At 62.3% G+C, this 18,520-nt stretch carries 19 protein-coding genes; 9 read left to right on the top strand and 10 right to left on the bottom strand.

Features of this window, described 5'->3' with window-relative positions; genetic code table 11:
- Positions 1 to 52: 52 nt before the first annotated feature.
- The 4 genes from ACSQ2W_RS05600 to ACSQ2W_RS05585 all read right to left on the bottom strand — a co-directional run bounded on the left by ACSQ2W_RS05600 (position 53) and on the right by ACSQ2W_RS05585 (position 5,439).
- A complete protein-coding gene (locus ACSQ2W_RS05600; protein ID WP_436085372.1) occupies positions 53 to 334 on the bottom strand; it encodes a hypothetical protein in 282 nt (93 codons plus the stop codon).
- A gap of 304 nt (positions 335 to 638) precedes the next feature.
- Positions 639 to 3,002, bottom strand: coding sequence for a methyl-accepting chemotaxis protein (locus ACSQ2W_RS05595; RefSeq protein WP_436085371.1), 2,364 nt, complete (start codon positions 3,000 to 3,002; stop codon positions 639 to 641).
- Between the two features lie 286 nt (positions 3,003 to 3,288).
- Positions 3,289 to 4,188: a ribokinase gene (locus ACSQ2W_RS05590; protein WP_436085370.1), complete on the bottom strand. Its 900-nt coding sequence runs from the start codon at positions 4,186 to 4,188 to the stop codon at positions 3,289 to 3,291.
- Between the two features lie 51 nt (positions 4,189 to 4,239).
- On the bottom strand, positions 4,240 to 5,439 hold the full coding sequence (locus ACSQ2W_RS05585) for a DNA recombination protein RmuC (protein ID WP_436085369.1): 1,200 nt from the start codon (positions 5,437 to 5,439) through the stop codon (positions 4,240 to 4,242).
- 144 nt (positions 5,440 to 5,583) lie between these two features.
- On the opposite strand from ACSQ2W_RS05585, the gene def reads away from it, so the two are divergent.
- The 5 genes from def to truA all read left to right on the top strand — a co-directional run bounded on the left by def (position 5,584) and on the right by truA (position 8,551).
- The gene (gene def, locus ACSQ2W_RS05580; protein WP_436085368.1) at positions 5,584 to 6,108 is read left to right on the top strand and encodes a peptide deformylase; all 525 of its coding nucleotides are present in this window, start codon (positions 5,584 to 5,586) and stop codon (positions 6,106 to 6,108) included.
- Positions 6,109 to 6,173: 65 nt separating this feature from the next.
- Positions 6,174 to 6,434 (top strand): FitA-like ribbon-helix-helix domain-containing protein, encoded by a 261-nt coding sequence (locus ACSQ2W_RS05575; protein ID WP_436082807.1) that lies wholly within the window; start codon positions 6,174 to 6,176, stop codon positions 6,432 to 6,434.
- Entirely contained in the window at positions 6,431 to 6,850 is a 420-nt protein-coding gene (locus ACSQ2W_RS05570) for a type II toxin-antitoxin system VapC family toxin (protein ID WP_436085367.1), read from the top strand. The genes ACSQ2W_RS05575 and ACSQ2W_RS05570 overlap by 4 nt, the downstream gene beginning before the upstream one ends.
- Positions 6,851 to 6,872: 22 nt before the next feature.
- On the top strand, positions 6,873 to 7,808 hold the full coding sequence (gene fmt / locus ACSQ2W_RS05565; protein ID WP_436085366.1) for a methionyl-tRNA formyltransferase: 936 nt from the start codon (positions 6,873 to 6,875) through the stop codon (positions 7,806 to 7,808).
- A complete protein-coding gene (gene truA, locus ACSQ2W_RS05560) occupies positions 7,808 to 8,551 on the top strand; it encodes a tRNA pseudouridine(38-40) synthase TruA (RefSeq protein ID WP_436085365.1) in 744 nt (247 codons plus the stop codon). Before fmt ends, truA begins: the two co-directional genes overlap by 1 nt.
- Positions 8,552 to 8,562: 11 nt before the next feature.
- Here truA and ACSQ2W_RS05555 read toward each other — a convergent pair whose 3' ends face one another.
- The 4 genes from ACSQ2W_RS05555 to ACSQ2W_RS05540 form a co-directional block, all read right to left on the bottom strand.
- A complete protein-coding gene (locus ACSQ2W_RS05555; protein ID WP_436085364.1) occupies positions 8,563 to 9,159 on the bottom strand; it encodes a hypothetical protein in 597 nt (198 codons plus the stop codon).
- A complete protein-coding gene (gene dapE, locus ACSQ2W_RS05550; protein ID WP_436085363.1) occupies positions 9,146 to 10,339 on the bottom strand; it encodes a succinyl-diaminopimelate desuccinylase in 1,194 nt (397 codons plus the stop codon). The genes ACSQ2W_RS05555 and dapE overlap by 14 nt, the downstream gene beginning before the upstream one ends.
- A gap of 255 nt (positions 10,340 to 10,594) precedes the next feature.
- Positions 10,595 to 11,695, bottom strand: a complete 1,101-nt coding sequence (locus ACSQ2W_RS05545; RefSeq protein ID WP_436085362.1) for a cyclic nucleotide-gated ion channel — start codon at positions 11,693 to 11,695, stop codon at positions 10,595 to 10,597.
- Positions 11,696 to 11,889: 194 nt separating this feature from the next.
- The gene (locus ACSQ2W_RS05540; RefSeq protein WP_436085361.1) at positions 11,890 to 12,042 is read right to left on the bottom strand and encodes a hypothetical protein; all 153 of its coding nucleotides are present in this window, start codon (positions 12,040 to 12,042) and stop codon (positions 11,890 to 11,892) included.
- A gap of 242 nt (positions 12,043 to 12,284) precedes the next feature.
- Between ACSQ2W_RS05540 and ACSQ2W_RS05535 the strand changes: the two genes are divergently transcribed.
- The 3 genes from ACSQ2W_RS05535 to ACSQ2W_RS05525 all read left to right on the top strand — a co-directional run bounded on the left by ACSQ2W_RS05535 (position 12,285) and on the right by ACSQ2W_RS05525 (position 16,095).
- A complete protein-coding gene (locus ACSQ2W_RS05535) occupies positions 12,285 to 13,928 on the top strand; it encodes a phosphoethanolamine transferase (protein WP_436085360.1) in 1,644 nt (547 codons plus the stop codon).
- 146 nt (positions 13,929 to 14,074) lie between these two features.
- The gene (locus ACSQ2W_RS05530) at positions 14,075 to 14,737 is read left to right on the top strand and encodes a response regulator transcription factor (protein WP_436085359.1); all 663 of its coding nucleotides are present in this window, start codon (positions 14,075 to 14,077) and stop codon (positions 14,735 to 14,737) included.
- Between the two features lie 29 nt (positions 14,738 to 14,766).
- Positions 14,767 to 16,095, top strand: a complete 1,329-nt coding sequence (locus ACSQ2W_RS05525; RefSeq protein ID WP_436087681.1) for an ATP-binding protein — start codon at positions 14,767 to 14,769, stop codon at positions 16,093 to 16,095.
- A gap of 28 nt (positions 16,096 to 16,123) precedes the next feature.
- On the opposite strand, the gene ACSQ2W_RS05520 is transcribed toward ACSQ2W_RS05525, so the two are convergent.
- Together ACSQ2W_RS05520 and dapD are read right to left on the bottom strand one after the other, a co-directional pair.
- The gene (locus ACSQ2W_RS05520; protein WP_436085358.1) at positions 16,124 to 16,483 is read right to left on the bottom strand and encodes a DUF805 domain-containing protein; all 360 of its coding nucleotides are present in this window, start codon (positions 16,481 to 16,483) and stop codon (positions 16,124 to 16,126) included.
- Between the two features lie 3 nt (positions 16,484 to 16,486).
- Positions 16,487 to 17,347 carry a 2,3,4,5-tetrahydropyridine-2,6-dicarboxylate N-succinyltransferase gene (dapD, locus tag ACSQ2W_RS05515; RefSeq protein WP_436085357.1) on the bottom strand — a complete coding sequence of 287 codons (861 nt, stop codon included), beginning with the start codon at positions 17,345 to 17,347 and terminating at the stop codon, positions 16,487 to 16,489.
- Positions 17,348 to 17,554: 207 nt separating this feature from the next.
- Here dapD and ACSQ2W_RS05510 point away from each other — a divergent pair, with 207 nt between their 5' ends.
- Positions 17,555 to 18,454, top strand: a complete 900-nt coding sequence (locus ACSQ2W_RS05510; protein ID WP_436085356.1) for an LOG family protein — start codon at positions 17,555 to 17,557, stop codon at positions 18,452 to 18,454.
- Positions 18,455 to 18,520: the final 66 nt, after the last annotated feature.

The raw sequence follows: 18,520 nt of genomic DNA, 5'->3' as shown, positions 1-18,520 counted from the left end.
TGGATCGACGGCGCCGCAGGGCGCCGTCTCAAACTGCGAGGCGCAGACTTCCTTATTGCTGGGGTGTCGCGCCCGTTGCCGGCGTGCCCGTATCAGGCGTGCCAGTTGCAGGTGTGCCGGTTGCAGGTGTCTCGGTCGCAGGCTTCTCCGTCGAAGGAGTTTCGACGGCCGGGACGTTCACATTGACATCCGTTCCGCTACCGCCGCCTCCGACGTCGATAACGCCGGTAAACAGGAGGAGCGCGCCGATGACGATAAGCGCCAGAATGATCGCCACGACCCATCCGGTATTTCCGCCGCCTGTTTTGATAACTGTTGGTTCACGATCGGGCATTTCGGGCTCCTCCGGCTCGATACAGCGCCGCGCGTCAAATATGACGCGCTAAGGACACTGTAGCACTTTGAAACTGCTGCATAATTTTATCCTTAAATCGATTCCGATTTAAGGAATTATGCAGTAGTGCAGCTTGAACGCAGAAGTGCCGCGAAAGTTCCCCCATAGGTTGGCGACCGCCCCTGATGCCAAGCGACCCGCTGTCGAGAATTCGGTGCCGTCGCAACAGCTCCGGCGGATCAAGCAGAAACGGCGCCACAGGGGCGCCGTTTGTATCGGTCGTTCTTGCCCGCAGGCTTTCGGCTCAGAATTCTTCCCAGTTGTCCTGGGCGAGAGCCGTATTGCCGGAAACCTGCGGCGCTGCCTTTTGCGGTGGGGCGACGTAGCGAGCCGGTGCCGGTTTGGCAGGCGCGCTGTAGCTCAGTGCCGGTGCCCTTGCGGGTGCCCGCATCTTTTCGGCGGTATTGCGCAGCATGTCGGCCGGGGCCTGGCGCGCGACGTGGAAGCGGGAGACGAGTGTGCTCAGCGCGCGCGCCTCTTCGTTCAGCGCCATGCTGGCTGCTGTCGTTTCTTCCACCATGGCAGCATTCTGCTGCGTCACCTGGTCCATCTGGTTGACCGCCGTGTTGATCTCCTTGAGGCCAACGGCCTGTTCGGAGGCCGAGCCGGAGATCTGGCGGATCAGGCCATTGATCTGGACCACCTGGTCGGAGATCTTCTGCAGCGCACCACCGGCGCGGCCGACGAGATCGACGCCTTCGCGCACTTGTCCGGCCGAGGTGTTGATCAGCGCCTTGATCTCCTTGGCGGCGTTTGCCGAGCGCTGGGCGAGTTCGCGCACTTCCTGGGCGACGACGGCAAATCCCTTGCCGGCATCACCGGCGCGGGCGGCTTCGACGCCGGCATTGAGTGCCAGCAGGTTGGTCTGGAAGGCGATTTCGTCAATGACGCCGATGATGCGGCTGACTTCGCCAGACGACTGCTCGATGCCCTTCATTGCGGCGATCGCCTTCTGCACGACGTCCCCTGATTGCTCGGCGTCGTTGCTGGCGGTCTCGACCGATTTCGCCGCGACCTTGGCATTGTCGGCGCTGGCATTGACCTGCGAGGTCAGTTCGTCGAGCGCGGCTGCCGTTTCTTCCAGGCTTGCGGCCTGCTGCTCGGTGCGGTGCGAGAGGTCGTTGGCGGCGTTGCTGATTTCGCTGGTGCCGGTGCTGATATTGACGACGGAGGTGTTGACCGTCTGGATCGTCTCTTCGAGGCTTTCCATGGCGGAGTTGAAATCGCTCTTCAGCTGGGCGTATTCACCCGGAAAGTCCTCGGTGATGCGATAGGCGAGATCGCCGGAGGAGAGCTGCGACAGGCCCTTCGCCAGTTTGGCGACGATCTCGCGCTGGGTGGCGTTCGACTGGGCGCGTTCGGTTTCGGACTGGCTACGCTGCTGTTCCGATTGCAGGCGCTCGCGCTGGGCTTCCGCTTCCAGCCGCTTGGTATCGGCGAGCTGATGACGGAAACCTTCCAGCGCCTTGGCAACGGAACCGGTTTCGTCGGTGCGATCCTGGCCGGAAACCGGGGCGGTGTAGACGCCCTTGCTCAGGTTCTCGACATCGCTCACCAGGCCGGCAAGCGGCTTCTGGACGAAGCGGCGAACGGCAAGATAGAGGCCGAGCAACACGGCGCCGAGCACGATCAGGCCACCGACGATCATCATGTAGGTCTGGTCGACGACCGGGGCATTGATTGCGGTCTGCGGCACATCGACAAGGACGACCCAGGTCGTGTTCACATCCGGCAGTGCGAAAGGATAGACGACGCGGTCGAAGGTTTCATGGCCGTCATCGCTCAGGTCGTGGATCATGCCGGGCTGAGAGGCGGCAAGCGCATTCTTGACCACATCGGCACCGACGCCGTCATAATCCTTCATCAGAAGGTCCGGGTTCGGGGCCACGAGCCATTTGCCGGTCTGTGACAGCAGCGTCACGCGGCCGGAACCGAAGGGACGGATGTCCTTCACCTTGTTGGCAAGTGACGTCAGGGAAACGTCGACGCCGGAGACGCCGAGCAGTTTGCCGTTCGACATGACCGGGTAGGCGATCGAGGACATCGAGTTGTTGTCACCCGTCGTCGTCTCCGTGTAGGGCGCCGTCATCGCGCCCTTGAGGCTCTTGGCCGCCAGAGCATACCATTCAGCCGGGTAGTCGGAATCGAAGGTCGAGAAGTCGATACCCGTCTTGCCCTTCGTCCAATAGGGATTGAGCGTTCCATCCTTGGCGGCGCCAAAATCCTTCTTGCCAGCATAGTCCTTGGCCTTGCCGTCAAAGGCATTCGGCTCCTCGGCAAACCAGCTGCCGAACGCGAAGGCATTCTTCTCGACATTAGCCTTCAGCATGTCGACGACGCCCTTGCGGTCGAGATAGCCGCCTTCGTGGCCGCGACCGATCACGCCTGCCGTCGAGCGGGCGGCGCCTGCAAGCTCGGCGATGTTGCTGGCGATGTCGGATGCGATCGCCTTCGCTTCGGTCCGCGCCTGATCGAGCACCAGCGTTTCGACACGATCCTGGGTCTGGGAAATCAGCACGTAGTTGGAGGCAAGAAGGACGAGCGCAATGATGCCGCCCGTCACCGCAATCAGTTTGGTGGCCAGCGATTTGGCTTGGAACTTGAACATGAATGTCCCCGCATGGTGAAGACCGCGGGTTTCACAGCCGCGGCGTGACGCGATCTAGTTTGGGAGATGCCCCGTCATGGAGCGCCAGATGCCGACCGACATCGTAAGGCCGCCCTTGATCCTGGAAGGCGGGCCTTTGTAATTGCTTGGATAGCGCGATATTTATTAAAATTGGCACAACGCGATGTGACTAGATCGCGCGTTTCGCGGATAAATCAAACGCTTATGCCGCAGCGACGACGTCCAGTGTCCTGATTGCGCAGGAACTCGATTGCGTCCGTTGCGATCAGACCTTTGCGTCGACCTCGGCGGCTTCCGGGATGGCCGGCTGAGCGCCCGGTTTCAGGCAGGCGAGCGAGCCGGCGACAGCGGCACGGCGTAGCGCCTTGTTGAAATCGATGCCAGCGTCGAGGCTGGCTGCGAGATAACCGCAGAATGTATCGCCTGCCCCAACCGTATCGACCGGCTCGATCTTCAGCCCCTTGGCGCGATGCACATTGCCGTTGCGCACGGCAACCACGCCTTCGGCGCCGAGCGTCACGATCACCGTTTGCCCCGTTTCGCGCGAAAGGCCTTGCATCGCCTCGATGCGCTCCTCGGCCGACAATCCTTGACGGCCCGCCAAAAGCTCGAATTCCGTCTCGTTGGCAACGACGATATCAGCCATGCGTCCGAGCCGCGCGGCATCTTTCGTCAGCGGGGCGATGTTGATGATCGAGGTGATGCCCTTTTCTTTCGTCGTTACCAGCGCCCGTTCTACCGATTCCGCCGGAATCTCCAGTTGCAGCATCAGCGTGTCGCCGGCGCTCATCGTATCCACGGCTGCGGTTGCATCATCTGCGCTGACGGTGCCGTTGGCGCTTGCCACCACGACGATGACGTTCTCGCCATCACCGCCGACGAGGATGTGGGCGGTGCCGGTCGGTTCGCTGACGGTTTTGGTCAGAGAAAGGTCGGTTCCTGCCTGTTTCAGAAGTGCCAGCGCGCCGTCGGCAAAACTGTCCGATCCGACGGCACCGGCCATGCGCACGGCCGCTCCGGCGCGTCGCGCTGCCAAGGCCTGATTGGCGCCCTTGCCGCCGGCGGCCGTCGAGAAGCCCGATCCGGCGACGGTTTCGCCGGGCTTGGGCAGCCGCGCCGTGGTGGCGATCAGGTCCATGTTGATGGAACCGAAAACTGTGATCATCTGATGCGTCTCCCCCGGCAGGCGATTTTTGCCGGACAGTGCCCGAGACGGTCAGTCCTCGTCAACCACCCGCAGCTTCAATTGCCCCATGCGATTGTCGAAGGTTTTCTGTTCCGGTTTGGCATCGGGCGGGGAGCCGGCCGCTTGGAGGTCCAGCGCCTCGATCCTTGTTCCACGCCGCTTGAGCTTCTCCGACGAGGTCAGGATATCGTCGACATCCTTCTGCGTGGTGAGGAAGTGGCCGTGCAGCTTGCGCACCCGGTCGTCGAGCCGGGTCAGATCCTCCATCAGCCGGATCACCTCGCCCTGGATCAGATGCGCCTGTTCGCGCATCCGCGCATCGCGCAGGATCGCCTGGATGACCTGGATCGACAGCATCAGCAGCGATGGCGAGACGATGACGATCCGCGCCCGGTGCGCCTTCTGGACGATGCCTTCGAAATTCTCGTGGATTTCGGCAAAGATCGATTCGGAGGGCACGAACAGGAAAGCGGTGTCCTGTGTTTCGCCGGGGATCAGATACTTCCCCGAAATATCCCGGATATGCACCTCCATGTCGCGACGGAACTGTTGCGTCGCCTGCCGCGCTGCCTCCGGCTCGCCAGCGCTGCGGATGGCATTCCAGCCTTCAAGCGGAAATTTCGCGTCGATCACCAGCACTGGCTGGCCGTTCGGCATCCGGATCGTGCAGTCGGGCCGCGATCCGTTCGACAGCGTCGTCTGGAAGGCGTAGGAGCCCATTGGCAGGCCGTCGGCGATGATCGTTTCCATGCGCGACTGGCCAAAGGCGCCGCGTGTCTGCTTGTTGGAAAGAATGCTCTGCAGTCCGGCCATGTCCTTCGCAAGCGACTGGATATTGGTCTGCGCCGTGTCGATCACCGCCAGCCGCTCCTGCAGCCGGCGCAGGTTCTCGTGTGTCGCCTTGGTCTGCTCTGCAATCGAACTGCCGAGCCGGTGCGTCATGCCGTCGATCCTCTGGCTGATCGACTGGTTGAGCTCGGATTGCCGCGCGCCGAACACCTCGGCCATCGCCGCGATGCGGCCTTGCATTTCGGTCTGCGCGGCAAGCAGCGCGGTCATCCGCTGTTCCGCCTCCAGCGCCGATTGCCGTGTGCGCTGCCGCCGAAGCACGGCCGGAATGCCGGCAAGCAGCAGGATCGCGACGGCAGCCAACAGGCACATGCCGAGCGTGACCGGATAGGCATCAAGGATGAAAAGAGGCTGGTCGAGGGTGAGTGTCACAGGTTCCATAGGCGCAACCTAAGCGGATTCGACGGGTGTGACCAGATCAAAACAAGAACATTGGTGAATCAAATGGTATAAGCTCCCACTTTCCCGGCAAAAATCTTGAAAACGAGAATTCCATCCACGCGAAAGATCGGTTATGGGAGCCGGATGACCATCAAGCCGCTCATCATTCTTCCGGATCCCGTGCTGCGCCAGCTTTCCAAGCCGGTGGAAACGGTTGATGCCGACGTCCGGCGCCTCGCTGAAAACATGCTGGACACGATGTATGACGCGCCTGGCATCGGCCTGGCAGCGATCCAGATCGGCGTTCCCCGCCGCATGCTCGTGATCGACCTTTCGAAGGAAGGCGAGGAAAAACAGCCTCTGGTCTTCATCAACCCGCAGATCGTGAAGTCTTCCGACGAGCGCTCGGTCTATGAGGAAGGCTGCCTGTCTATCCCGGACTACTATGCGGAAGTCGAGCGCCCGGCTGCAATCACCGTCGAATATGTCGATCGCGACGGCAAGCAGCAGACAGTGGAGGCGGATGGACTGCTGGCGACCTGCCTGCAACACGAGATCGACCACCTGAACGGCGTGCTGTTCATAGACCATCTCTCCAAGCTCAAGCGCGAAATGGTGATCCGCAAGTTCACCAAAGCCGCCAAGGTCCGCGGCGCCAAGGCGATCTGACGGTTCCATTGAAAATGATGACCTTCGCGCCTATGATATCACTGATATCATCGTGGAGGTTGCGCATGGGCGATCTGCTTCTTCGTGGAATTGACGACGCTCTGAAGGTCGAATTGCAGGAAAGTGCGCGTCGGAACGGCCGCAGCCTTTCCGACGAGGCCATCGTGCAAATTCGGTCCGCCTTAGAACGGGAACAGCGCCGAGGTCAAACGGCTGGGCAGCGGCTGCGTGCCATCTTGGGCGATGCGAAATTCGATGATGACGAGCTGCGCGCCATCGATGCGTTTCGCAAACAGCCCGACCGCTCGCCGCCGGACTTCAAATGATCGTTCTAGATACCAACGTCATTTCCGAACTTCAAGGACGACGATATAGCGAGTTGATCCTTCGATGGCTGGACCGGTACGACAGCGAAGTCGTGTTCCTAACGGCGATCGCGATGGCGGAAATCCATTTCGGAGTGGCCCTGCTGGAGCCGGGAGCTCGGCGTGAGAGTTTGCGTCAAACTTTCGATCGGATCGAAGAAGAGTTTTCCGGGCGGATTCTGAGCTTCACGCAGAATGTTGCCGCGAGCTACGGCATGTTATCCGCTCAACGGCAGAAGGAGGGCAGGCCCATGGAAACCAAGGACGCCATGATTGCCGCGATCTGTCTGTCCCACGATGCGACGCTGGCGACCCGCAATACAAAAGACTTCGAGGGGCTTGATTTGAAGCTCATAAACCCGTTTGAAGGGGCCTGATCAGAACGGGAGTCCGCGCGCCGTGCCGCTTCGCATCATCTTCATGGGAACACCCGAATTTTCGGTTCCGACATTGGCGGCGCTCGCCGAGGCGGGCCACGAGATCGTCGCGGTCTATACCCAGCCGCCGCGCCCCGGTGGTCGCCGTGGCCTCGACCTGCACAAATCGCCTGTGCATCAGGCGGCGGAACTGCTCGGCATCGAGGTGCTGACGCCGGTTAACTTCAAGGATGCGGCCGACCGCCAGGCATTTCGCGATTTTGATGCGGATGTCGCTGTCGTTGTCGCCTATGGCCTGCTTTTGCCGGAAGACATCCTCAACGGCACGCGGCTTGGCTGCTACAACGGCCATGCCTCGCTTTTGCCGCGTTGGCGGGGTGCCGCGCCGATCCAGCGGGCGATCATGGCGGGCGACCATGAGACCGGCATGATGGTGATGAAGATGGACAAGGGGCTCGACACCGGCCCGGTGGCGCTGACCGAGGTCGTGGCCATCGACAACGAGATGACGGCCGGCGAACTGCACGACAAGCTGATGCTGGTTGGAGCGGACCTGATGAAGGACGCCATGGAAAAGCTCGATGGTGGCGACCTGCCGCTGACGCCGCAGGCGGAGCATGGCGTCATTTATGCAGCGAAGATCAGCAAGGCGGAAACGCGGATCGATTTTTCCAGGACAGCGGCCGAGGTTCACAATCATATTCGCGGTCTTTCGCCTTTCCCCGGCGCCTGGTTCGAGGTCGAAATCGGCGGCAAGATGGAGCGGATCAAGGTTCTCTCGTCCGTTGTCGAAAACGTGGGCGGCGAAACCGGCACCGCCCTGTTCGACGACCTGACGATTGCCTGCGACAATGGTTCGGTGCGTCTGACCCGTCTGCAGAAGGCGGGCGGCAAGGTCCTCGACGCCGACGATTTCCGCCGCGGCACGCCCATTCCGGCCGGCACAAGGCTTCACTGATGCCACGTTTCCGCATGACGATCGAATATGACGGCTCGGCCTATGTCGGCTGGCAGCGGCAGGAGAACGGCCCCTCGGTGCAGAGCGCTGTCGAGAAGGCGATCCTCAGCCTCACCGGCGAGACCGTTTCGATCCGAGGCGCGGGGCGCACCGATTCCGGCGTGCATGCCAAGGGGCAGGTGGCGCATGTCGACCTCACACGGCACTGGAAGCCCGCGACCTTGCGCAATGCGCTCAATGCCCATCTCGGGCTGGCCAGAGAACAGGTTGCGATCATTGACGCCGCGGAAGTGATGCCCGAGTTCGACGCGCGTTTTTCGGCGCTGAGAAGGCATTATCTTTACCGCATCATCTCCCGACCGGCGCCGCTCGCGCTCGAGGCGAAGCGGGCCTGGTGGGTGCCGAAGGCGCTCGATCACGAGGCGATGCACGTTGCAGCCCAGATGCTGGTCGGACATCATGACTTCACCACCTTCCGCTCGACCCATTGCCAGGCCAACAGCCCGATGCGCACGATCGACCGGCTCGATGTGACGCGGGACGGCGACCTCGTCGAAATCCGCGCCACGGCGCAGAGCTTCCTGCACAACCAGATACGCTCCTTCGCCGGCACGCTGAAGCTGGTGGGCGAGGGCAAGTGGACGCCGCAAGACGTGCGCGCGGCACTGGCGGCGAGGGATCGCAGGGCCTGCGGCCCGGTGGCGCCGCCTGACGGGCTCTATTTCATGCAGGTCGATTACTGACAACCAGCAATTCAGGCCGGCATCAGGCCAAACACCCGCGGAAGACTTTCACCGAGCATCAGCCACGGCAGGATCAGCAGGGCAGACAATGCGGAGGCGAGCAGTGTCTGGTTGTTGGCGATGGTTTTCACCAAACGGAAAATTGCGGTGAAATTCGCCAGCAGAAGGATCAGCGACAGCACGCTCGTCAGGCCCTCGCTATTGGGAATGACCAGCCTGATCGCAAGCGGAACAGCCATCGCATAGACGGTGGGCACGGCCAGCCAGTTGCTGGTGATGATGATCGGTGCCAGCAGTTCGCCGTAGCCGAGTGGCTTTGCGAGGGCGGCGACGAGCACCAGCGGCACGACCCACATCGCCATGTCGACGAAGAGCAGCTTGAGAATGAAGATCAGCCCCGTCTCGGCGCCCTGCGGCATGTTCGCCAGATAGTAGAGGCGCCAGGCGGCCCAGCCGACGGCCATCGCCGGCAGGCACCAGAGGAAGGCGGCGAAAGAGCGCCAGACGCCGAGCGCGGTGATGTCGAGCCAGTCGAATCCGCTCTTGTCACCGAGGATCAACAGCCAGATCCCCTTGATGTAATTGCCGACCTCTTCAATCTGCGGCATGGCCAAACCAGCGGCTGATGAAGGTTTCGTAGATCCGCGTCAGCGTCTCGAGGTCGGCCACGGCGACGCGCTCGTCGACCATGTGCATGGTCTGGCCAACCAGGCCGAATTCGACGACCGGGCAGTAATCCTTGATGAAGCGCGCATCCGACGTGCCGCCGGTGGTTGACAGCTTCGGCTCGCGGCCGGTGACGGCTTCGACGGCGCCCGACAGGGAGGCGATCAGCGCATTGTTGCGGGTGAGGAAGACATGGCTCGGGCGCTCGCTCCAGACGATATCGTATTTAACGGGCGGCCGGCCGGGACGAAGCACGCTGTCGGCGCTGGCGCGGTCGAGGCGGGCAATGATCTCGGCCTTCAGGCTATCGGCGTCCCAGGTGTCGTTGAAGCGGATGTTGAAGCGCGCCGACGCCTTGGCCGGAATGACGTTGACCGCCTTGTTGGCAACATCGATCGTCGTCACCTCGAGATTGGATGGCTGGAAATTGTCGGTGCCGCCGTCGAAGGGCGGATCCATCAGCGCCTGCGTCAGGGCAAGGATGCCGCGCACCGGGCTGTCGGCGAGATGCGGATAGGCGGCGTGGCCCTGCACGCCGTGCACGGTGACGGTGCCCGACAGCGAGCCGCGCCGGCCGATCTTGATCATGTCACCGAGACGGTCGGGATTGGTCGGCTCGCCGACGAGGCAGGCATCCCAGCGCTCGCCCCTCGCCGCCGCCCATTCGAGCAGCTTGACGGTGCCGTTGATCGCCGGGCCTTCCTCGTCGCCGGTGATCAGGAAGGAGATCGAGCCCGGCGGCTTGCCATTTTTTTCGACATGACGGGCGACAGCAGCGGCAAAACAGGCGATGCCGCCCTTCATGTCGACGGCGCCGCGGCCATACATCTCGCCATCCGCAATATCGGCCGAGAACGGGCCATGCTTCCAGGCAGTTTCGTCGCCGACCGGCACGACGTCGGTATGGCCGGCAAACATCAGGTGCGGACCATCCGTGCCAAGGCGGGCATAGAGGTTTTCGATATCCGGCGTACCGTCCTCGGTGGCCATTACCCGATCGACGGCAAAACCGAGCGGTTTCAGCATTGTTTCGAGCGCACTCAAGGCGCCGCCTTCGACAGGGGTCACGGACGGGCAGCGGATCAGGGTGGCGAGATTGGCGACGGGATCGGTAGCGGTCATCAGAAAGGCCTGTTGTCTTCGAGGGCTTGGTGTAGCCGATCCCCACCGGGCTGTCACGGGGGCAGCCTCTGCTTGAGCGGAGTTGATCTCCCTCTTCTCCCCGGCGCCGGTCCCGCCTCGCCGCGACGCCTCGCGGGGTAGCCGATGACGGAACGCAACGATCATGGCACGGGTTTTCAGGGCGGGGATGGACGGGGAAATTCGAGGTCCGGAAAAGAATCCCCTTCGTAACAAATCCAACACTTGGCCTTCGGCTCAGGTGTTGGATTTTGTGTCCTTTCCCCCAAGAGGAGGATCCGGTACGGCGCCGCGCCGTTCGAGCGCGGTCTTGCGGATGATGTCGGCGATCTCCGGGCTGTTTTTGGACAGCATCTGGAAGTCCACCGAATATAGCGACAGGAGCGAGACTTCGGTCGCGGCGCTGACGGTCGCCGAGCGGGGCTCGCCGCTGATCAGCGCCATCTCCCCGAAGAAGCTGCCGGCGCCAAGCTCGACCGGGTTCGGTGTTGCAACGATGACGCGGCCCTCGACGATGAAGAACATCCGGTCGCCGGTCTCGCCCTTGCGGCAGATGATGGTGCCGGCCGGCACGACGCGCGGTCTCAGCGCGCGCACGACCTCGACGAGCGCGGCCGAGCCAAGCTTCTGGAACAGCGGCACGGCCGCAACCAGTTGCCAGTTGCGCACGAAGTCCTGGCGGCGGACTTCCTCATAGAAGCCGGTGGCGAGGAGGCCGGCCCAGAGCGCAAAGATGCCGATGCCGCACATCATGACCAGCCCGGCAAGGACGCGGCCGGCGAAACTTTGCGGCGTTACGTCGCCATAGCCTGTGGTCGATAGCGTCACCACCGCCCACCACATCGCCTGGGGGATGCTGCCGAACTTGTCCGGCTGGACGTCGCGCTCGATGATATAGGCCACGAGCGCCGCACAGAAGAGGATGATGCCGAAGACCGAGGTGACGCCGATCAGGTTGCGCGCCTCGTTGGTAAGGACCCGGCCCACCAGCCGGAAAAAGGTCGAATCGCGCAGCGGCTTGAGCAGCCAGACGGCACAGTAGAGGCTCTGGTCGCGCGTACCGTCGAGCAGGAACGCGGCGAGAGGGACCAAAACAGCGAGCACATCGACGGCGATTACGGGTATCCTGTCCCGGAGGTCTGTCGTCCGCTGGATAAACAGCGTCCCGGTCAGTTGCAGGCAATAGATGACCCAGATGCCGGCGAGCAGGAGCTCCGAAGCGAGCCTGGTTCGTCCGGCTATATCCGGTGCCGTAAGCGCCGCTACGGCCATGAGCCCGATCGCAGCGAGCAGTCCGTTGAGTGGCGCCGATATCTTCGAGAAAGGCACTGCCGACATTCAATACCTCCCAAGCGGCCTGCCACCATCTTGGAATAATAGGATGCCTTCAGGCTAAGCGCAAAGGGGCTGATGAGAGGTCTTGCAGCCAGGTGGCAAGTGACCAGTGGCGTCTCGGTCATTACGGCAGCCCTGCCTGTCCGCTCCTCGCCGGTACAGCGCAGCGCCTCCTATCAGACGCGCAAAGGGCCTTCCTACATCTTCGTCTGATTGAGCCGAACCGAGAATGCTGTCGATTGCCGGTGGTTGATCGGTTGCCGGGCAAATTGGGCAAACGGGATCGTTATGACGATGAGGATGAGAACGGCGACGTAGAGCAGCCCCACAGAAATTCCACGCTCTTTCAAACAATAATCTCCAGTGTTCGCTGCCAGTCTACCGGTCAATCCTGACAGCTGGCTGAACGTGGACGGCTCTTCCCAACCTCACCCGCCGCGCGCTTCCGATCTGCCCCTCTCACCGCATGCGCGCCCGGTCCCCGTTCAGGTTCCTGTCAGAAAACCGGCCCAGATGTCGCGGTGCAAGATCGGCGGCGCTGCATCAGCGCTCCGGGTATTCCCGCCCGTGTGACCCAAGCAGGAGACGATGAATGGCCCTCGAAACCCTTCCGGCAACGGCGCCGCGGCTGGCGCGCCCGGCAATCGGCAGCGCGACCCTGAGCGTGGTCGTGGCGCTCTATCTGCTCTTCGTCACCAACGGCACCTTTTGGGCAAAGGCGGTGACTTACCTCGGCCTGCCGAGTTTCGGCCTCGTCCTGCTTTGCATAGGGCTCGTCGCGCTGTTCTCGGCGCTGTGCATTGCCGTGTCGGTGAAATATCTGACCAAGCCGCTGTTCATCCTTCTCATCACCAGCGCAGCGACCGCCTCGTGGTTCATGGACCGCTACGGGACCATCATCGACCTCGACATGATCCGCAACGCCGCCGAGACGACGGGCTCGGAAGCCGGCCATCTGATGACGGCGGGGTTCCTCACCCACATCACCGTGTTTGCCCTTGTGCCCTCCCTATTGATTGCGGTGGTGCGCATTCGCCATCGGCCGATCGCCCAGAAGGTCTTGTGGAATCTCGCTGTGATCCTGCCCTGCCTTGCGATTTTTGCCGCCGCCGCCCTTGCCAATGTCCGAACCTTCGCCGCCGCGACCCGGCAACACCGCGATCTCGTCGCGACGTTGAATCCAGTGATGCCGATCGCCAGCACCGTGCGCTATCTGAACGCCAGCGGAGCGGAAAAGAACATCGTCGTCCAGCCGCTCGGGACGGATGCGCATGTGATCGCGCCGGCCGTTTCCGGCAAACCACGGGTTGCCATCATCGTTGCCGGCGAAACCGCGCGGGCGGACGATTTCTCGCTCGGCGGCTATTCGCGGCTGACCAACCCGGAACTGTCGCACCAGGACATCAGCTATTTCAGCGACACGACGAGCTGCGGCACGGCCACCGCCGTCTCGCTGCCCTGCATGTTCTCGGTCTATACCCGTGGCGAATACACGCATGAAAAGGGCCTGGAGACCGAAAACCTCATTGATGTCCTGACGCATGCCGGCATCAAGGCGGAGTGGTGGGACAACAATACCGGCAGCAAGGCGATCGCCAATCGCATCGCCTATACCTCGTTTTCGGACCGGAACGATCCCCGCTTCTGCATCGATCACGAATGCCGCGACGACGTGCTTCTTGACGGTCTCGATGCCTGGCTGGATGGCGTCAAGGGTGACAGTGTGCTCGTGCTTCATCAGATCGGCAGCCACGGGCCGTCCTATTTCCAGCGCTATCCCGATGCCTTCCGCCGCTTTACGCCGGATTGCCGCACCTCCGAACTCGGCAATTGCAGCCGCGACGAGATCGTCAACGCCTATGACAATACCGTGCTCTATACCGACCACGTTCTCTCGACGATCATAGACAAGCTGAAAAGCCGCGAGGACCGGATGGCCGGTTCGATGATCTACATGTCCGACCACGGCGAATCGCTGGGCGAGCATGGGCTTTATCTGCATGGCGCGCCCTATTTCATCGCACCCTCCCAGCAGACGGATATCCCCTTCGTGCTCTGGCTCGGCCGCGAGGCCAAGGCCCGCATCGAGCCGTCATGCGTCGCTGCAAAGACCATTGAACCCCAGTCCCACGACAATCTCTTCCACACGGTGCTCGGCATGATGAATGTCGCTACCAGGGTCTACGATCCGGCGCTCGACGTTCTGTCGTCCTGCCGGGCTGGTGCGGCTTCGTAACCGGCAGGGCCACGATGCAAATTCGGCGTCCGCTTTCCCTGCCCGGAAAGCGGACGTTTTGTCGCGCCGGTCAAAGCCGTTTGACGGGAAAGCCCAAGAGGAAATAAGAATGCGGGGGGAAGCTGACCGAAAGAAGGACCAGCGGCTTGCGCGTTCTGCTCGTCGAGGACAACATCATTCTGGGCGAGGCGGTGCGCGACCATGTCGCGGCTGCAGACCACGCCGTCGATTGGATGACGACGCTCGAGGATGCGCGCATGGCGCTGCGCACCGTTACCTATGGGCTCATTCTCCTTGATCTGCGGCTGCCGGACGGTAGCGGAATTGCGCTGCTGAGGGAACTGCGCGCGTCAGGCACTGCCACACCTGTTATCATCCTCACGGCGCACGACCAGATTTCCGACCGGATCGAAGGCTTGAACAGCGGCGCCGACGATTACCTCGTCAAGCCCTTCGATCTCGGCGAGCTCGGTGCCCGCATGCTTGCGGTCATCCGCCGCTACGGCGGCAACATCTCGCCGGAGATCCGTTTCGGCGATGTGAAGATCAGCCCGGTCGACCGGCGCATCTTTGCCGGCGGCGAGGAGGTGGGGCTTTCCGGCCGTGAATGGGCGGTGCTCGACATACTGCTTTCCCGGCCGGGCGCCATCATCTCGAAAGCGCAGATCGAGGAGGCGCTCTATGCCTTCGGCTCCGAGATCGAAAGCAACACGGTCGAGGTCTATGTCAGCCGCCTGCGCAAGAAGCTTGGCAGGGATCATGTGGTGACGGTGCGCGGCGTCGGCTACAAGATCGGAGCATCGGCGTGACGCAGCAACGAGCAAGCCGGCAGCACAACATGACGCGGCGGCTGATCCTCTGGCTGACGGGCGCAACCACGGCCTTTTGGCTGATCACCGCCGGCCTTGGTGTTTCCGTGATGCGGGATGAATTCGGCGAAGTCTTCGATGCCTCGCTGAAGGAAACGGCCGAGAGGCTGTTGCCGCTCGTCATCGACGATCTGCATCGATGGCAGGGACCTTTCTCGCCGCAGCATCTTCAAGGACAAACCGAGGATGTGGGCGACGAATATCTCGTTTATCAGGTCCGCGATACGCAAGGGCGTATCCTGATCCGCTCGCATGATGCGCCGGCGGAACCGTTCGACGCGCCGCTGAAGCGCGCCTTCTGGGAAAATGCCGACTACCGGTTTTATACCGCGAGCACCGGCGACGGTACGGTCTTCGTCCAGGTCGCGGATGCGATCGCCAACCGCAACGAGGCGATCACCGAAGGCGGCATGGCGCTTTTCCTGCCGGTGCTGGTGCTCATTCCCGTCAGCATCGGCCTGATCTGGCTGATCGTGCGCCGGACGCTGGCACCGGTCGACGACCTGCGAAGGGCGATCGAGGAGAAGGACGGCGGCAACATGGCGCCTGTGCCGTCGCGCATGCTACCGCGCGAGCTCCGGCCGATCGCCCGCTCCGTCAACCATCTCCTGACACGCCTGCAGGCGGCATTCGATGCCGAGCGGGAGTTTGCGGCAAACAGCGCGCATGAACTGCGCACGCCGATCGCCGGCGCGCTGGCGCAGACGCAGATGCTGATCGCCGAGCTCGACGGACCGAAAAAGCGCCGGGCCGAGCAGATCGAGACCTCGCTCGTCAACCTCGGCCATACGGCGGAGAAGCTGCTGCAACTGGCTCGCGCCGAGGCGGGGATCGGCGCGAGCAGCACGAATGTCGATCTCGCCCGTGTTCTCGAACTGGTGCTGACCGATTCTGAGCGTGGTGATCAAGCGTCGTCAAGGCTACGTTTCGAACGGCAGAAGGGTGCCGGGCTGGAAGGCCCCTACAGCGAGGACGCCTTTGCCATCGTGCTGCGCAACCTGATCGAGAACGCCCTGCTGCACGGCCGGACCGGGGAGCCGGTGGACATCCGGCTGGAGAAGGGCGGCGTGCTGCGGATCGTCAATGGTGCTGCGCCGCTTGCGCCGGATGAACTTCAAACCATCCGCAAGCGGTTCGGCCGTGGCGCCACGATGTCTCCCGGTTCCGGCCTCGGCCTGTCGATTGCCGAACGGTTGCTGCAGCAGATGAATGTCCGCTTCGAGGTACTGTCACCGGCGACGGGGCGCAAGGACGGTTTCGAAGTGATTATGCGGTTTGCCGACGAAGCAGCAGTGTGAGCCCGCTTGCCCGTCACGCCGCGCGCTCTCACGGTCCGTATTCATTGGCTCCCGGCTTTCCCGGCCACAGACAGAGCGTGATGAAGACGACGGGGCTCAGGACCGGAATGAACAGGCAGATGGCGAGCGGGCCGGGATAGCCGATATCGTGCAGGCGTTTGACGGTCAGCATGACGATCGACGCGGCGGAGACGAGGCCGCTCACCACAAGAATCAGTGTCCAGAGCGCCAGCGCGATGTCGTTTTCCTCATTGGCGTACATGCGCGCCAAAACGAAGCCGCTGATTGCCACCCAGAACAGCCAGCCGAGGAAATAGGGCAACCGGCTGAGACGACCGGAGGGGCTGAAGAACAACCATAACATGGTCTGCTGCCCCTCCGTAAACATTGCTCAGTCCCGCAACAGTTCGTTGATGCCGGTCTTGGAACGGGTCTTTTCATCGACACGCTTGACGATGACCGCACAGTAGAGGTTCGGTGCGGGCTGGCCGTTCGCCATGGTGGCATTGCCCGACGGCATGGAGCCGGCGACGACGACCGAATAGGGCGGCACTTCGCCATAGGTGACTTCGCCGGTGGCGCGGTCGACGATCTTGGTCGACTTGCCGATGAAGACGCCCATGCCGAGCACCGAGCCCTCGCGCACGATGCAGCCTTCGACGACTTCCGAGCGGGCGCCGATGAAGCAATTGTCCTCGATGATGGTCGGGCCGGCCTGCATCGGCTCCAGCACGCCGCCGATGCCGACGCCGCCGGAGAGGTGCACATGTTTGCCGATCTGGGCGCAGGAACCGACCGTTGCCCAGGTATCGACCATCGTGCCTTCGCCGACATAGGCGCCGAGATTGACGAAGGACGGCATCAGGATGGCGTTGGGAGCGATATAGGCCGAGCGGCGGACGATGGCGTTCGGCACGGCGCGGAAGCCGGCCTTTTCGAACTCGTTGACGCTCCAGCCGTCGAACTTGGAGGGTACCTTGTCCCACCAGGCAGCTTCGCCGGGACCGCCCTTGACGATCTCCATCGGGCTCAGCCGGAAGGAGAGCAGGACGGCCTTCTTCAGCCACTGATTGACGGACCAGTTGCCGTCCGCGCTGCGTTCTGCCACCCGCACCTTGCCGCTATCGAGCAGGTTGAGCGCGGCTTCGACAGCGTCGCGAACTTCGCCCCGGGTCGAGGTGGTGATGCTGTCGCGATTGTCGAAAGCCGTGTCGATGGTCTGGGACAGGGAAGCGAGATCATGGTTCGTCATCGGAATTCCTTAAACTTCGGCGTCTATCGTGAACATGCTCTAGAGCATGATCCCGAAAAATTGAAGCCTTTTCGGTTGCGGTCGGCGATGGATGAAGGTGTATGTCACGGGGATATGCTGCGGTGATTTGAACCGTAGCGTTCGGGATGTTCGAAGGAGCATCCGGCAGCGATGTAAGGCTGCCGGTTTGCGGCAGGAAAGTGTGATATGGCAAGAATGAAGAAGCGGAATTTGCGGCGCAAGGGCGGGGTCTGGGATCCCCTTGTCGACAGCCGGCAGGCACGGACACAGGCAGCGGGCGTTCCGCTGACGCCGCAATCGATGTCGCCCTCCTACAGGCTCGCCTATACGGACGACGATTTTCTCGCCCGTGAGGAACTGCGCCCCGTGCGGCTGCAACTCGAGCTTCTGAAGACGGAGATGATCCTTTCTGAGCGTGGCATCAATTCGACGATCGTGATGTTCGGCGGTGCGCGCATTCCCGAACCCGGCGGCGACGCCTGGGCGGCGAGGAACGAGACGCAGCGCAAGAACCTGACGGCCGCCTCGATCTACTATGACGAGGCTCGGAAATTTTCGACGCTGTGTTCGCAGCATTCGGCGGAGTCGGGCTACACGGAATATGTTGTGGTCACCGGCGGCGGGCCGGGCGTGATGGAGGCGGGAAATCGCGGAGCTGCCGAAATCGGCGCGCCTTCGATCGGCCTCAACATCGTGCTGCCGCACGAGCAGGCGCCGAACCGCTTCGTGACGCCGGAGCTTTCCTTCAACTTCCACTATTTCGCCATCCGCAAGATGCATTTCCTCTTGCGCGCCAAGGCCGTCGTGGTGTTTCCCGGCGGCTTCGGCACGCTCGATGAACTGTTCGAGACGATCACGCTGATGCAGACCGGCCGTCTGGCGCTTGTGCCGCTGATCCTGTTCGGCGAGACGTTCTGGCGCAAGATCATCGATTTCGAGGCGCTGGCCGAATTTGGCACGATCTCGCCCAATGATATCGAACTCGTCCGGTTCGTCGAAACGGCGGACGAGGCATGGGAGATCATCGCGAAATTCTACGAGACGATCGATCCCAAGAAGGTGCCGATGGCAAACGGCGTTCGGTAGCGCGCGATTGCTCGCTGGTATTAGCGTATTTCACATTCTGCCGCTGCAACACGGCGGGCTTTTGGC

Source organism: Pararhizobium sp. LjRoot255, assembly GCF_964252905.1.
GTDB lineage: Bacteria > Pseudomonadota > Alphaproteobacteria > Rhizobiales > Rhizobiaceae > Pararhizobium.
Note: the sequence above shows the minus strand (reverse complement) of the source record. Positions and strands in the feature narration are given on the sequence as shown.

Excerpts from the sequence above, each read along its gene's own strand:
- ACSQ2W_RS05600 (WP_436085372.1), bottom strand. The coding sequence starts at position 334 with ATGCCCGATCGTGAACCAACAGTTATCAAAACAGGCGGCGGAAATACC.
- ACSQ2W_RS05595 (WP_436085371.1), bottom strand. The coding sequence starts at position 3,002 with ATGTTCAAGTTCCAAGCCAAATCGCTGGCCACCAAACTGATTGCGGTG.
- ACSQ2W_RS05590 (WP_436085370.1), bottom strand. The coding sequence starts at position 4,188 with ATGATCACAGTTTTCGGTTCCATCAACATGGACCTGATCGCCACCACG.
- ACSQ2W_RS05585 (WP_436085369.1), bottom strand. The coding sequence starts at position 5,439 with ATGGAACCTGTGACACTCACCCTCGACCAGCCTCTTTTCATCCTTGAT.
- def (WP_436085368.1), top strand. The coding sequence starts at position 5,584 with ATGACCATCAAGCCGCTCATCATTCTTCCGGATCCCGTGCTGCGCCAG.
- ACSQ2W_RS05575 (WP_436082807.1), top strand. The coding sequence starts at position 6,174 with ATGGGCGATCTGCTTCTTCGTGGAATTGACGACGCTCTGAAGGTCGAA.
- ACSQ2W_RS05570 (WP_436085367.1), top strand. The coding sequence starts at position 6,431 with ATGATCGTTCTAGATACCAACGTCATTTCCGAACTTCAAGGACGACGA.
- truA (WP_436085365.1), top strand. The coding sequence starts at position 7,808 with ATGCCACGTTTCCGCATGACGATCGAATATGACGGCTCGGCCTATGTC.
- ACSQ2W_RS05555 (WP_436085364.1), bottom strand. The coding sequence starts at position 9,159 with ATGCCGCAGATTGAAGAGGTCGGCAATTACATCAAGGGGATCTGGCTG.
- dapE (WP_436085363.1), bottom strand. The coding sequence starts at position 10,339 with ATGACCGCTACCGATCCCGTCGCCAATCTCGCCACCCTGATCCGCTGC.
- ACSQ2W_RS05545 (WP_436085362.1), bottom strand. The coding sequence starts at position 11,695 with ATGTCGGCAGTGCCTTTCTCGAAGATATCGGCGCCACTCAACGGACTG.
- ACSQ2W_RS05535 (WP_436085360.1), top strand. The coding sequence starts at position 12,285 with ATGGCCCTCGAAACCCTTCCGGCAACGGCGCCGCGGCTGGCGCGCCCG.
- ACSQ2W_RS05525 (WP_436087681.1), top strand. The coding sequence starts at position 14,767 with ATGACGCGGCGGCTGATCCTCTGGCTGACGGGCGCAACCACGGCCTTT.
- ACSQ2W_RS05520 (WP_436085358.1), bottom strand. The coding sequence starts at position 16,483 with ATGTTTACGGAGGGGCAGCAGACCATGTTATGGTTGTTCTTCAGCCCC.
- dapD (WP_436085357.1), bottom strand. The coding sequence starts at position 17,347 with ATGACGAACCATGATCTCGCTTCCCTGTCCCAGACCATCGACACGGCT.
- ACSQ2W_RS05510 (WP_436085356.1), top strand. The coding sequence starts at position 17,555 with ATGGCAAGAATGAAGAAGCGGAATTTGCGGCGCAAGGGCGGGGTCTGG.